The sequence below is a fragment of the Pseudoduganella ginsengisoli genome (assembly GCF_009720865.1).
GTDB lineage: Bacteria > Pseudomonadota > Gammaproteobacteria > Burkholderiales > Burkholderiaceae_D > Rugamonas > Rugamonas ginsengisoli.
In genome coordinates, this window is the sequence record NZ_WNLA01000001.1 from 262,639 (window position 1) to 277,298 (window position 14,660).

10 protein-coding genes are annotated in these 14,660 nt (G+C 61.0%); 5 read left to right on the forward strand and 5 right to left on the reverse strand.

The genetic code is table 11. From position 1 onward, the window contains the following. Window positions 1-113: 113 nt before the first annotated feature. Window positions 114-1,076, reverse strand: coding sequence for an alpha/beta hydrolase (locus GM668_RS01155; RefSeq protein WP_155437097.1), 963 nt, complete (start codon window positions 1,074-1,076; stop codon window positions 114-116). A gap of 160 nt (window positions 1,077-1,236) precedes the next feature. On the opposite strand from GM668_RS01155, the gene GM668_RS01160 reads away from it, so the two are divergent. Further along, window positions 1,237-3,840, forward strand: coding sequence for an alpha-amylase family glycosyl hydrolase (locus tag GM668_RS01160; protein ID WP_229498796.1), 2,604 nt, complete (start codon window positions 1,237-1,239; stop codon window positions 3,838-3,840). Between the two features lie 9 nt (window positions 3,841-3,849). On the opposite strand, the gene GM668_RS01165 is transcribed toward GM668_RS01160, so the two are convergent. The 3 genes from GM668_RS01165 to GM668_RS01175 all read right to left on the reverse strand — a co-directional run bounded on the left by GM668_RS01165 (window position 3,850) and on the right by GM668_RS01175 (window position 7,439). Next, the gene (locus GM668_RS01165) at window positions 3,850-5,463 is read right to left on the reverse strand and encodes a methyl-accepting chemotaxis protein (RefSeq protein ID WP_155437098.1); all 1,614 of its coding nucleotides are present in this window, start codon (window positions 5,461-5,463) and stop codon (window positions 3,850-3,852) included. 75 nt (window positions 5,464-5,538) lie between these two features. After that, on the reverse strand, window positions 5,539-6,048 hold the full coding sequence (locus tag GM668_RS01170; RefSeq protein ID WP_155437099.1) for a GNAT family N-acetyltransferase: 510 nt from the start codon (window positions 6,046-6,048) through the stop codon (window positions 5,539-5,541). A 107-nt stretch (window positions 6,049-6,155) separates the two neighbouring features. Next, window positions 6,156-7,439: an amidohydrolase family protein gene (locus tag GM668_RS01175; RefSeq protein WP_155437729.1), complete on the reverse strand. Its 1,284-nt coding sequence runs from the start codon at window positions 7,437-7,439 to the stop codon at window positions 6,156-6,158. 266 nt (window positions 7,440-7,705) lie between these two features. Between GM668_RS01175 and phaP the strand changes: the two genes are divergently transcribed. The 4 genes from phaP to GM668_RS01195 all read left to right on the forward strand — a co-directional run bounded on the left by phaP (window position 7,706) and on the right by GM668_RS01195 (window position 14,288). Continuing rightward, window positions 7,706-8,344 (forward strand): TIGR01841 family phasin, encoded by a 639-nt coding sequence (phaP, locus tag GM668_RS01180; protein WP_155437100.1) that lies wholly within the window; start codon window positions 7,706-7,708, stop codon window positions 8,342-8,344. Window positions 8,345-8,455: 111 nt separating this feature from the next. Beyond that, on the forward strand, window positions 8,456-10,225 hold the full coding sequence (locus GM668_RS01185; RefSeq protein WP_155437101.1) for an ABC transporter ATP-binding protein: 1,770 nt from the start codon (window positions 8,456-8,458) through the stop codon (window positions 10,223-10,225). Beyond that, window positions 10,212-11,993, forward strand: coding sequence for an ABC transporter ATP-binding protein (locus GM668_RS01190; RefSeq protein WP_229498798.1), 1,782 nt, complete (start codon window positions 10,212-10,214; stop codon window positions 11,991-11,993). Before GM668_RS01185 ends, GM668_RS01190 begins: the two co-directional genes overlap by 14 nt. Window positions 11,994-12,215: 222 nt before the next feature. After that, complete coding sequence (locus GM668_RS01195; RefSeq protein WP_229498801.1) at window positions 12,216-14,288, forward strand: tetratricopeptide repeat-containing diguanylate cyclase; 2,073 nt, start codon at window positions 12,216-12,218, stop codon at window positions 14,286-14,288. A gap of 3 nt (window positions 14,289-14,291) precedes the next feature. On the opposite strand, the gene GM668_RS01200 is transcribed toward GM668_RS01195, so the two are convergent. Further along, on the reverse strand, window positions 14,292-14,645 hold the full coding sequence (locus tag GM668_RS01200) for an apolipophorin (protein WP_155437102.1): 354 nt from the start codon (window positions 14,643-14,645) through the stop codon (window positions 14,292-14,294). Between the last annotated feature and the right edge of the window lie 15 nt (window positions 14,646-14,660).

A 14,660-nucleotide genomic window follows, 5' to 3' on the forward strand; every position in this document is an offset into this window, starting at 1 on the left:
CGGAGTTGATGAAACCTACCTAAAACAACAGTTTTTCTTATCTTTACGTCACCCTTGCACAGCCTTGACGTTGTATTAGGGCTACACGATCAAATTTTTACTTTGTAGTACGACTACAAAGCAACTGAAACCGGTAGCAGAAACCGCAATGGCAAGTCCACGCGGCTGCGCCATGCTGCATCGCTGTGGTCGGCACCTGGAAACACCCTGCTCAGCAAGTCGATACCCTGCCGGTATCCTTTGGCCCGCAAAATCCCATCCATTTGCTGCTGATAGGGTCCGTACAGCGCGTCCAGCGTGGCGTCGCCATGGTCGAAATACAGCTTCAGCAGGCCGGCACGGGGCAGCGCATTGCCGAGCCAGTCGAACCATGCGGACGCGATGCGCACCGGGCGCATATCGTCGGGATCGCGCAGCAGGTTGAAGTTCGTCGTGATGGGCCAGTGCGTGGACAGGCACGCGGCGCCTCCAAACACTTCCGGATGGCGCACCGTGGCATAGAGCGCAATTACGGCGCCCATCGATGCGCCCAGCGTAAAAGTGTAGGCGCGCTCTTTCAGCGTGCGGAAGCGGCTGTCGATGGCGGGTTTTAATTCTTCCACCAGGAAGCGCAAGTATTGGTCGGACAGCGCTGGCAAGCCGCCGGGGACAGGCGGATCGCCCAGCAGCGACGCCCGCAATTCCGGCGCCAGCTTTTCCACGGCGGCAGCCGGGCCATATTCGCGGGCGCGGTCGCGGCTGCTCCAGATGCCGACCAGGATGGCGGGCTGCGTTGCCCCTGAAGCTATCAGCGAGGCCAGCACCTGGTGCACTTGCCACGCCTGGCCGCCCTTAGCCGAGTCGAACAGGTTTTGACCATCATGCATATAGACGACGGAGTAGCGCCGGGACACGCCGTCATAGCCGGGCGGCAGCCAGACCACGACCTTGCGCGAGGCGACAAACTTCGATGGCAAGGCATCCAGCACGACCAATGCGCCATCGCCACCCTGCGCCTGGGCCAGCACCGGCGCCGCCGCCACTGTGCCGCAAGCCATCATTGCCTTTAATACCGCCCGCCTGCCCAACCCTGCCATACATATCCTTGGCGCAATAAAGTCACAGCATAGCGCGGCGCTGGCAACACCCCAACAATGTAACTGAACTAGATTGCAAAATCCGTTGCTTCCGCATCACCTTCCTTTCATACTATGAAGTTATAAACAATCATGTAGCACAACTACCATCGGAGATAGCATGAAACGTACCGTGCTGGCAGTATTGGCGGCAGCCGCCTGCCTGGGGGCCTATGCCCAGGATTACCGCATCGACCACATGGAACCCGCGTTCTGGTGGACCGGCATGCAACACAAGACACTGCAGCTGATGGTGCACGGTAACCATATCGCCGACTTGGAACCCAGTCTCAGCTACCCGGGCGTGCGCATTGCCGCCGTCAACCGCGTGGCCAACCGCAATTATTTGTTTATCGACCTGGCCATCGACGACGCAGCCCAGCCCGGCAAATTCGATATCGCGTTTGCCGCGCCCGGCAAAGGTTCCGTGATTTACAACTATGCGTTGCAAGCGCGTGCAGCAGGTTCCGCCCAGCGCAAAGGGTTTTCCAGCGCCGATGTGATTTACAACGTGATGCCGGACCGCTTCGCCAACGGCAACCCCGCCAACGATACCGTGGCCGGCATGCCGGACAAGCTGGACCGCAAAAATGGCTCCGGCCGCCACGGCGGCGATTTGCAGGGGATGACCAATGCGCTGGGCTACATCGCCGACATGGGCTACACAATGATCTGGCCGACGCCGCTGGTGGAAAACAATATGCCGGCGTATTCGTACCACGGCTATTCCGGCACAGACTTGTACAAGATCGATGCCCGCTTCGGCACCAATGACGACTTCCGCACCTTTACCGCCAAGGCGCGTGAAAAAGGCATCGGCGTGATCCAGGATGTCGTGCTGAACCACATCGGCATGCAGCACTGGTGGATGCGGGATTTGCCCACGCCGGACTGGATTACGCACAACGGCAGCTACGCGCCCACGCAGCACCACCGGCTGGCGGTGCAAGACCCGTATGCATCGGAAGCGGACCGCAAGGATTTCACCACGGGCTGGTTTTCGCCCAACATGCCAGACTTAAACCAGGCCAATCCTTACCTGGCGACTTACCTGATGCAAAATGCCGTGTGGTGGATTGAATATGCGGGGCTGGCCGGATTGCGCGTCGATACGTACGGCTATTCCAATACCGCGTTCCTGGCCAACTGGTCGCGCCACATATTGGCGGAATACCCGAACCTGAATATGGTGGGCGAAGAGTGGAGCAGCCAGGTGCCCGTGGTCGCGCACTGGCTGAAAAACAAGCAGAATTTCGACGGCTATGTGTCGAGCATGCCCAGCATGATGGATTTCCCGCTCAACGACACATTGCGCCGTGTACTGGCAGGCGAAAGCAGCTACTCGCTGAAGACGCTGTATGAAACCGTGTCGCAGGATTACCAGTATCCCGATGCGTCCAACATGACGCTGTTCGAGGGCAACCACGACATGCCGCGCCTGTTCAGCGTCGTCAAGCATGACGATGCGCTGTTCCGCATTGCCATGGCGTACACGCTGACGATGCCGCGCATTCCACAGCTGTACTATGGCACGGAAATCCAGATGCCCAGCACCACCAAGGGCCGCGACGACCCGTCATACCGCCACGACTTCCCAGGCGGCTGGGCCGGCGACAAGGTCAATGCGTTCACGGGCCAGGGGCTGACGAAGCAGCAGCGCGACGCACAGGCGTTCGTGAAAAACCTGCTGAACTGGCGCAAGGGCCAGAGCGTCATCCACAACGGCAAGCTGATGCACTTCGGGCCGGAAAACGATACGTATGTGTACTTCCGCTATGACGGTGCGCACAAGGTGATGGTAGCCATTAACCTCAATGAAAAAGCCATGCCTTTGAAAACCGCGCGCTTCCGGGAAATGCTGGCAGGCGTGGACGGCGGCCGCGACGTCATCAGCGGCCAGCGCTACGGCTTGCATGACGAAGTGACGCTGCCGGCCCGCTCTGCGCTGGTGCTGGAACTGGATGCGCCGCGCATTGCCGGCGGCGCCGTGCGCATCATCGACGACATCGAATCGCCGCAACTGGGCAACCGCCGCAAGCTGCGCGTCTACCTGCCGCCCGGTTATGCCACGCACCCGGACGCGCGCTATCCGGTCCTGTATATGCACGATGGCCAAAACCTGTTTGATGCAAAAACTGCCGCGTATGGCGTGGAATGGGGGATAGCTAAAACCGTAGACCGCCTGATTGCCGAAGGCAAGATGGCGGAAACCATCGTGGTCGGCATCGACAACACGCCGGACCGCATCGCCGAATACACGCCGTGCTGCGATCCCCAGCATGGCGGCGGCAAGATCGAGCAATACGAGCAATTCATTGTCGATACCGTGAAACCGTACATCGACCGCACGCTGCGTACGCGCACCGGGCCAGAGCATACCGCCATCATGGGGTCGTCGCTGGGCGGCATCGCATCGCTCCACATGGCCGCGCACCGGCCTGACGTCTTTGGCAAGGCGGGCGGCGTTTCCAGTTCATTCTGGTGGAACAATGGCGCCATGATCGGCCAGGCGCCTCAGCCTGCCAGCGTCCAGTTTTATATCGATGCCGGCACCAGCAACGATGGCGTGGAAGGCACGCGCGCCATGCGCGACGCGATGCTGTCCAAAGGCTTTACGTTTGGCCGCAACCTGTATTACTACGAAGCGCAGGGCGGCATCCACAACGAGAAATCGTGGGCGGAGCGGGTGCACTTGCCGCTGCAGTGGTTTTTCCCAGCCCAATGATGGCCAAGTCTAGTTGAGCAGCGGGCGCCGGGCCTGTGCCTGCCGGCGCTCTTCTTCGTGCAGCTTGAAGATGCTGACCGCCTCCGCCAGGCTGTGCGCCTGCTGGCGCAACGCATCGGCCGCGGCGCTGGCCTGCTCCACCAGCGCGGCATTTTGCTGCGTCACGCCATCCATCTGGTTGATGGCTTCGCCGATTTCAGCGATGCCATCCTGCTGTTCCGTACTGGCCTGCGCGATTTCACGGATGATAGCGGCCACCCGCCCGACACTGGCCACCACGTCCGTCATCGTGTCGCCGGCCTGCGTCACCAGCAAGCTGCCCTGATCAACCCGCGCCACGGAATCGACGATCAATTCCTTGATTTCCTTGGCTGCCGCAGCCGAGCGGTGCGCCAGGCTGCGCACTTCCGACGCCACCACGGCAAAGCCGCGCCCCTGCTCACCGGCGCGTGCCGCTTCCACTGCCGCATTAAGCGCCAGGATATTGGTCTGGAACGCAATGCCGTCAATGACGCTGATGATGTCGGCAATCTTGCGCGACGACTCGTTGATCCGCCCCATCATTTGCACGACTTCCGACACCGTGACGCCGCCCTTTTCCGCCACATGCGATGCTTCTTCCGCCAGCCGCTGCGCCTGGCCCGCATTTTCATGGTTCTGGCGCACGGTGGACGTCAGTTCCGCCATCGACGCCACGGTTTCTTCCAGCGAACTGGCTTGCTGTTCCGTGCGCGCCGACAAGTCCATATTGCCCGATGCGATTTCCGTGCTGGCCGTTGCAATGGTATCCGTCCCCTGCCGCACGTCGCCAACGATGCGCGCCAGGTTATCCGTCATTTCCTGCAGCGCCCGCAGCAAATCGCCGATTTCATCCTTGCGCGACGACGCCATCTCGCACCGCAAATCACCCGCTGCCACCGTCTTGGCCAAATCCAGCGCCTGCGCCAACGGCTGCGTAATGCTGCGGGTCAGCCACACCATCAGCACGCCGCCCGCCACCAGGGCCAGCGCGACAATGCCGCCCTGCCACAGTACGGCGCCGCGATAAGCGTCTTCGGCGTCCGCCACCATATCCTTGTTTTCATCGTTTGCCTGCTTGCCGATATAGGCAACGATTTCATCGATCTTCGCAGTGGGCGCCCGGTCCATGCCTTTCACCAGGCCATCGACAAGCTTATAGCTTTCCGGATTGGCCGTGTCGTATTGCTTGAGCGCCTTCATGTAATTGACGCCCAGTTCTTCATGCAGCTTTTGCGCTTCGGCTACCAGTGGCGTGGACAAGTTCAATTTGTCCAGCAATGCCTTCAGCCGGGCCAGCTCGCTGTTGACTTTCTGTCCGGTTGTGGTGAACGCTTGAGAATACTTGTCAAAGCTGGCCGGGTCACTCCCCCGCACCAGGATATTCTTCCACTCCTGCACCTGGATCTTGAATTCCACTTGCGAGCTGCGCGCGATATCGACGGCCTGCGTCAGCATGGCCGTGCGCTGTATACCCTGCGCGTCGCGGTGCTTGATGGCCGCCAGTGCGCGCCAGCCCGTCAGGCCGACGGCAAGTAACGCGATTAAGAAAAAGCCGCTAAGCAAGCTCAGACGCACGCCTATTTTCAGGTCTGCGAGTTTCATTGGTATTCCCCCTCGGGGCGGGATTGTGTCAGGACTTTTGCAGCCATGCAACAATTGATCGGATGTTAAGCCGGTTTAGAAGTCTTTACGGTAGATATTGCTATCACCGTCATAGCCCGGCAATTGCTTGCGCTCGACAAACTGCAAGCCCAGCTTCCCCAGCAAGGCGATCGACGCCTGGTTATCCGGATGCGTAATCGCCAGCAGGCACGGCTGCTTGAACTGGTCGCGCGCCTGGTGCATGACAGCGGTGGCGGCTTCCAGCGCATAGCCATGGCCCCAGTAGCGTGGGGCCAGTGCATAGCCAATATCGACGCCGGGTAAAAAATCGCGTTTCAGCAAGCCGCACAATCCCATCGGCACGCCATCGCTGCGGCGCTCCACCAGGTATAGCGAGTATCCCAGCCGCATTTGCATCGCCACGGGACCTTCCAGCAAGGCCGCGCGGGCCGCTTCCACCGTGTGCAAATTGCGGTCGCCAATGTTGGCAATCCACGACGGGTCATTCACCAGTTCCAGGTAAAACGGCGCATCGTCCGCATTCACGGTGCGCAAGTTCAGGCGTTCAGTGGACAAGATCAGCATAATGCTCGCAGTAAAGAAGATGATCTGCCATGTTACCGCGAGAAGGATTTGTGTGCGGATCTGATGCCCTTTGATCCAGTGCAGCGCAGCCGCAACGGTTCAACGGCTCACCGGTCACGACGGGACAAGCGGAAATCCACGCTGGACGGACGCCCCGGCAAATTCAGCGCCGCCGCCGTGCGCGGCATTTCACTGACGACTTTCCCCCGCCGCATCACCATGCGCCGCGCAGCGCGCAGGCGGATGGCTTCCACGGGACTGGCGGCATCGAGCAGCACGAGATCCGCATAACTGCCCGGCGCTATGCCATAGCCATCGAGCCCCAGGATGCGGGCCGGGGTTTCCGTCACGGCCGTGAAGCACGCGCGCATGGCGTCCTGCCCCGTCATTTGCGCCACGTGCAAGCCCATGTGCGCCACTTCCAGCATGTCGCCGGAACCCAGGCTGTACCACGGATCCATCACGCAATCGTGGCCAAACGCGACGGCTATGCCGGCCGCCATCATTTCCGGCACGCGCGTCATGCCGCGCCGCTTCGGGTACGTGTCGTGGCGGCCCTGCAGCGTGATGTTAATCAGTGGATTGGCAATTGCCGCCACGCCCGCTTCGCGCATCAGCGGCAGCAATTTGCTGACATAGTAATTGTCCATCGAATGCATCGACGTCAGGTGCGAACCAGCCACCCGGCCATGCAAGCCAAGGCGGTGCGTTTCACTGGCCAGGGTTTCTATGTGGCGCGACAGCGGATCGTCCGATTCATCGCAATGCATATCGACCCGCAGCCCCTGCTCCGCCGCGAATTCACACAGGATGCGCACGGATTGCGCGCCATCGGCCATCGTGCGTTCGAAATGGGGAATGCCGCCGACCACGTCGACGCCCATGGCAATGGAACGCTTTAAATTGGCCAGTGCCGTGGGGCTGCGCAGCAAGCCATCCTGCGGGAACGCCACCAGCTGCATGTCGAGATACGGCGCCACCTTGCGTTTGACGTCCAGCAGCGCTTCAACGGCCAGCAGCCGGTCGTCGCACACATCAACGTGCGTGCGGATCGCCAGCAAGCCCTTGGCGACAGCCCAGTCGCAGTATTGCAGCGCGCGCTCCACCAGCGCTTCCTGCGTCAAGTGGGGTTTCAGTTCGCCCCACAGCGCGATCCCTTCCAACAACGTGCCGGACTGGTTCACGCGCGGCAAGCCATAGCTGAGCGTGGCGTCCATATGAAAGTGGGCATCGACAAATGGCGGCGCCACCAGGTCGCCGCCCGCATCGATTTCCCGCGCGCCCCGCAGCGCCAGCTGCGGCCCCACGTCGGCAATGCGCTCCCCTTGAATGGCAATATCGATGCCGCGCCGGCCATCGGGCAGGCTGGCGTTGCGTACCACTACGTCCATGTTCACGGCATTCATGCATTCCCTCCCAGGTGATGTTGTTTTTATTCTAAAGGCACAGACGGCTCCATTAAGCCACTGTTGTTGCTGCGCCGCACTATGACGTATCGTCCGCTACAGCCTGTAGCGCCTGTCATTCATTCATGCTAGCGTCGTGCAAGCCGCAGGGATAGTGGAAAAAATAACTTTTCACGGCCAGAAATCACCGCTAGAATGATTTATATTGCAGCGCAATATAAACCGTCAAACCGTCGCCAGGAGAAGTAAGGATGAACGCTTTCACTGATCAGTTTTCCGCAGCTACTGCTTCCGCCAAATCGCAAATCGAATCCCAGCTGGACCTCGCCAGCCACTACGCCAACACCGCCTTTGCCGGCGTCCAGCAAGTCATCGCACTGAACTTCAGCACGACCCGCGCTTCGGTTGAGAAATCGTCGGCCGTTGCCCGCCAGTTCCTGGAAGCCCGCGACCCACGCGACTTCATCGTGCAAGCACCGGACCTGGAAAACTTGCTGGCTTATAGCCGCGAGCTGTACAGCATCACCAGCAAAACCCAGGCTGAACTGGCGCAACTGGTGAAAGACCAGTTCAAGGAAGCCACCGCGACTGTCGCAGCCGTTGCCGCCAAGCCGCTGGAGCTGGCTGCCAAAGTAGCCAGCCAGCCGGTTGCCGCCCCTGCGCACAATGAGCCTGCTGAATCGGAAATCGCCGATGCACCGGCTGTTGCTCCAAAAGTTGCCAAAGCGCCCAAAGCCGAAGGCAAGCCTGCCGCCAAGCCGCTGGCTGAAGCCGTTGCTGAACTGAGCGGCGGCCATGTGGAAGAAGAAAGCAAGCCGGTGGCGGCGCCCGTGGCTGACGTGCAGGAAGCCAAACCTGTCGTGTTGAAGTCGGTTTCTCCCAAGAAGTAATTTCTCCTTTCGCTCGCGCGATGTCTACTCCGGGTGTGCTCGCTGAGCACGCCCGGCAGCAAATTCCCTCCTGATGTATCCTACCGGGCTCGACACAGTCCGAGGACACCCATGAGTTTATCGAGGCTACTTGCCGGCTTTGTGCGTCAGCACTGGCCTGCTTATGCCGCTGCGGCGGCCATGCTTACCGGCGTGGCGCTGATCAGTATCTGGATACCCCGCCAGATCGGCGCAATGATTGACGGCCTGGCAGCGCACACGCTCGACGCGCACGGGCTGATGAAACAGCTGGGCCTGCTTTTGCTGCTGGGCGTCGGCAATTACCTGCTGCGCGCGCGCTGGCGCATGACCTTGTACGCGGTCGCCTATCAACTGGGCGTGCAGTTGCGCACGCGCTTTTATGCGCGCCTGACGCGCCAGGGACCCGCGTTTTACCAGAACCAGAGCACCGGCGACTTGATGGCGCTGGCCACCAACGATATCGATGCAATTGAAATGACGGCCGGCGAAGCCATGCTGGCCGGCTTTGACGGCGCCCTGACCCTGGTCACCGTGCTGGGCATCATGATGCTGGGCGTTGACTGGCGCCTCGCGTGCATTGCCCTGCTGCCTTTCCCCTTGATGGGATGGGCGTTCTGGCATATTTCGAACCATATCCACACGGCGTCGGCGGATTCGCTGAAGCGCTTTGCCGCGCTGAATGGCCACGTGCAGGAAACCTTGTCGGGCGTGCGCACGCTGCGTGCACTGGGCCTGGAACAGCGCAGCGCCAAGCAATTCAGTGAACTGGCCGCCCATGCGCAAAAAGCCAGCCTGTCCGCGCAAGTGTGGGAAGCCGCCTATGAACCGGCCGTGGGCCTGACCCTGACTGCGGCCACCGGCCTGACCCTGGGCCTGGGCGGCTACCTCGTGTGGCAAGGCGAATTGACGATCGGTGCGTTGACGAGTTTTTCCATGTACCTGGGCCAGCTGATCTGGCCGATGTTTGCCGCCGGCTGGGTGTTGTCGCTGATTGAACGGGGCCGCGCCGCGTATGCGCGCCTGCAGCCGATGCTCGATGCGCCGCTGGCCATCGCCGACCAGGGCAAGATTGAACAGGCGCCCAAAGGCGACTTGCTGCTCGATGGCGTCACGTATGCGTATCCGGGCCAGGCTGCCAACGTGCATGCACTGCACGATATCCGCTTGCGCCTGAAGCCTGGCCAGACCTTGGGCCTGGTGGGCGCTACGGGTTCCGGCAAATCCACGCTGCTGCGCGTATTGCTGCGCCAGTTGACGCCGCAGCGCGGCCACGTGCAATGGGGCAGCCATGCGCTCAGCGATTACACGCTGCGCACCCTGCGCAGCGCCATCAGCTGGGTGCCGCAGGAATCGTTCCTGTTTTCCGCATCGATTGCCGACAATATCGCGCTGGCGAAACCCGGCGCCACCCGCGCGGAAATCGAACATGCGGCGGCCTTGGCGGCCATCCACGATGACATCTTGCTGTTCCCGCAAGGGTATGACACCGAAGTGGGTGAAAAAGGCATTGCCTTGTCAGGCGGCCAGCGCCAGCGCGTGGCCATCGCCCGCGCCCTGCTGGCCAATAATGCGCTGCTGTTGCTGGACGATGCGCTGTCCGCTGTCGACACGGGCACGGAAACCCGCATCCTCGAACATTTGGAAGCGCTGCGCGTGGCCGGCCACCAGACAGGCGCTGACCGCAGCGCCATCATCGCCAGCCACCGCCTCAGCGCTGTCGTCCATGCGGACCAGATCATCGTGCTGCGCGACGGCCGCATCGTCGAAACCGGCAACCATGCCGAATTGCTGCTGCTCGATGGCTGGTATGCCAGCCAGTGGCGCTACCAGCAACTGGAGGCCAGCATTGAAGCATCCTGACCACGTGTCGTCGGGCAAGCAAACGCGTGTAGCGTTTGGCTTGCTGCACCACTCGGCCCGCCCCGACTTGAGCCGCCTGTACTGGGCGCTGCTGTGGCTGGTGGCGGCCGCCTTCCTTGAAGTGCTGGGCCCGATTGCGGGCAAGGCGCTGATCGATGAACATTTGCTGCCCCGCCACCTGGACTGGCCGCGCATGTGGCTGCTGCTGGGCGCCGTACTGGGTACCGGCTGGATTGCCACCGGCCTGCGCTACTGGCAACTGGTGAGCCTGTCCGGGCTGGCCATGCGTTCCGTGCAGCGCCTGCGCGAACAAGTGTATGGCCACATGCTGCGCCTGCCGATGGCATTCTTTGACCGCGCCATCACGGGCCAGCTGGTCTCGCGCGTCACCAACGATACGGAAGCCGTGAAAAGCCTGTATGTGCAAGTGCTGTTCGTCATGCTCGACAGCACCATCGTGCTGGCCGGTACCGTGATTGCCATGGCGTGGCTGGATTGGCGCATGATGCTGATTGTGCTGGCGCTGCTGCCCTTTGTTCTCGGCATCGTGTGGCTGTACCAGCGCTGGAGCGCACCCGCCGTCACGCGGGCGCGCCAGCTGCGCAGTGAAATCAATGGGCAAATGGCGGAATCCATCAGCGGCATGCAAGTGCTGCAGGCCAATAACGCCGAGACGCGTTTTGCCGAACGCTTTGGCCGCACCAATGTAGACCACTATACGCAGCGCGTGGCGGAAATCCGCGCCAATGCGTGGCTGCTGCGCCCCGCGCTGGATTTGCTGAACGTGATCTTGCTGGCTGCCGTCATCTGGATGTTCGGCCAGCGCGAAATGAGTGCGGCGGAAGTCGGCGTACTGTATGCGTTCATCAGCTATATCGCCCGCGTGATTGAGCCGCTGATTCAAATCACCATGCAATTCTCCCAATTGCAGCAATCCGTCGTGGCCGCGTCGCGCGTGGCGATTTTGCTGCAGGAACCGCTGTCGCCGGAACACCAGGCTGCCGCGCACATCACGCAGACGCCAACGGACGCCCATGCGCCGGCTATCGCCATCGACCATTTGACGTTCGCCTACGCCGACAACCAGCCCGTGCTGCACGACTTGTCGCTGGACATTCCGCCAGGCGCCTTTATCGGCATAGTCGGCCACACGGGCAGCGGCAAATCCACTTTGCTGTCGCTGCTGCTGCGCTATTACCCCGTCAGTACCGGCAGCATCCGCCTGCACGGCGAAGCGCTGGCCACAATTCCCAATGACCGCTTCCGCAACGACGTGGGGCTGGTGCCGCAAGAACCCTTCTTGCTGGCGGCCTCGGCACGGGAAAACATCGATATGGGCCGCGGCTTGCCCTTCGCGGAAATCGAGGCAGCTGCCAAGGCCGCCCATGCGCACGGTTTTATCTCCGCGCTGGAACACGGTTATGACACGCCGCTGGGCGAAGGCGGTTCGCGTCTGTCGAGCGGACAAAAACAATTGATTGCCATTGCCCGTGCACTGGCCGGCAAACCCCGCGTGCTGTTGCTCGATGAAGCGACGTCGCGCATCGATAGCCAGACCGAGCAGATCGTGCAGACGGCGCTGCATGAATTGCGCGGCCAAGTCACCATCATTGCCATTGCTCACCGCTTGTCGACCATCCGTGAAGCCGACCGCATCATTGTGCTGAACCATGGACGGATTAGCGAATCCGGCCCGCACGATGCGCTGATGCAAATCGACGGCGGCCTGTACCAGCGCTTGTACCTGTTGCAACAGTTGGCGGCATAATTATCAACTTGCCATGAAATGTGACGCAACGGCGATTAAGTTCTTACAAAATTGCTTAATTGCTACTGTGGCGGATTTGTCTCAAATGCCGATGTCTTTCGATTTCTCGCCTGCAACAAGAATATAATTGTCTAGACACTTTGAGCGGCTTCCGTTCAAAGACATGCAAAGGACAATCAGTTGGCAGGCTCTCAGGATCGGACGTTTACGCATGGCATGCGGATGCTGGCGCTCGCCTGCATCTTATCGCCTGTACTGGCCTGGGGCCAGGGTACGTCCGTGCTCGATGCCGGCATTGCGGAAATCCGCGACCAGGTCCGCTACGTGCCAGAAAAAGCGCTGGTGCAATTGCAAAAAATGGAAAGCGCGGCCCGCTCGGCGCCGCCCGCCACCAAAGCTGAATTCCTCGCCCAACTGAGCAGCGCCCGTGTCAAGCTGGGCCAGAAAGACATTGCGCTCCAACTGGCGGAAGAATTGATTGCCTTTGGCCGCGCCCAGGGCAATACGTCGATCCTCGCGAAAGGCTTGCTGACCAAGGCGTATACGGTGTCGGCCATGACGGACGCGAAAAGTGCGCACGAACTGGCATTTGAAGCGGAAAAGCTGGCTAACCAGACGCAAGACATTCCGCTGCGCGTGCAAGCCACCATCACGTCCGGCCAATCCTATGCGGAACAGGGCAACTTCCCCGTCGCGCTGCTGAAACTGCAAACGGCAGTGGAAACCGCGCGCCAGCTGGACGATTTGCTGCCGCTGGCCTCGGCGCTCAATGCACTGGCTTCGCTGTATGACCGCATGAAGGAATACGACAAGGGCTGGGCTGTGCTGGAAGAAGCCGTGCAAGCGGCGGAAAAGCTCAACTCGCCCGGCCGTATTGCGCAGGCGCGCCAGACCGAATATGTGCTGGCCATGGATTCCGAACAGCCGCGCCGCGCACTGGCCGCACTGCAATCGGCGCTGGAAGTCGCGCGCAAGATGGGCGCCAAAGGACTGATTGCCGACACGCTGGTCAACATGTCCGACAATTACCTGAAAGAGCGCGATTACCAGCGCGTGGTGCGCTATGCCAGCGAATCACTGGCGGTGGCGCGTGAAATCGGTGACGCCACGACGGAAGCCGTAGCCCTGATCAACATCGGCCAAGCCTACATGGGCATGGGCAAGACCGCCGAAGGCAAAAAGAACTTCGAAGCGGGCATGGCGTTTTACGAAAAGACCAACAACAAGCCGGAACTGCAAGCCGTCCTGCTGGAATATGGCCAGGCGCTGGAACGGGCCGGCGATTTCCAGGGCGCGATTTCCGCTTACCACCGCGAACGCGACATCACCAGCGCGCTGTTTGAAAAGCAGCGCCAGAAAGCCATCTGGGAATTGCAGGAAAAGTATGAGATGGAGAAGAAGCAGCGCCGCATCGAGCTGCTGAGCCGTGAAAACCAGGTCAAGAGTGCGGAAATCGACAACCGCCGTTTGCAGCAGCGCGTGTGGTGGCTGCTGGCGCTGGTGTTTGCACTGGCCGCCACGGTGGTGGGCCTGCTGTACCGCAAAGTACGGCACGCCAATGCGCAGCTGGAAGTGAAGAACCTGGAACTGAAAGCGCAAAGTTCGCTGGACCCGCTGACGTCGCTGTACAACCGCCGCCACTTCCAGGAATACATGCGCGCCCATAACTGCGTGGAGCGCCGGGGCACGGGTGGCGAAGATATCGTCGGCGCCCTGTTCCTGCTGGACGTCGACCACTTCAAGCACATCAACGACACGTATGGCCACGCGGCCGGCGACATTGTGTTGAAAATGATCGCGGAAAACCTGCGTGTGGCGCTGCGTGAAACCGACATGATCGTGCGCTGGGGCGGCGAAGAATTCCTCGCGTTCCTGCCCGCCATTCCCCGCAACGGCGTCGATGAAGTGGCGCGGCGCATCCTCACGACGATTTCATCACAGCAGATCGAGTACCAGAACCACACGTTCAGCGTCAATGTGTCGGTCGGCTTCGCGCCGTTCCCGCTGATCCCGGCCGATACGCCGCTGCCATGGGAGCGCGCCGTCAACCTGGTGGACATGGCGCTGTACCTGGCCAAAGCGCATGGCCGCAACCGCGCCTACGGCGTGCGCGGCTTCGACAATTTCAAGGACACGTCGATGGAAGCCATCGAGCAAGACCTGGAACGCGCATGGCGGGCAGGGTTTGTCGACTTGTCCGTGGTGCTGGGCGGCACACCGGATGGCACGCCGCCGGCCGGGGCGCATGGCAGCAATGTCGTGCCGCTCAAATCCGCGTTCAAAGCGGGGAACTGAGCGTCACTTCTTCTTCGCTTCTTCCTTGGCTTCGCGGGCCGATTCCTGCATCTTTTCGCCCGCCTTTTCCAGCTTCTGGCCCGCCACTTCCGTCGCGTCATTGATCTTGTCGCGCGTGATGGCGGCAGCTTCCTTCAATTCCCGGCCCGCTTCATGCGCCGCATCTTTCAACTCCGCGCCAGTCTGCTTCAGCTCGGCACCGGCCTGTTTCAGCTCGGCATTGGCCTGCTGCGTGGCTTCATCGATCTTGCGGCCAGCCTGCTCCGCTGAACCCGCCTCACGGCGCTGGCAACCGGACAACACAGCCGCCAGAATGGCAATCGCCAGCGCGGCATAAAGGACATTTGCTGGTTTCATGATAGTTCTCCTTTG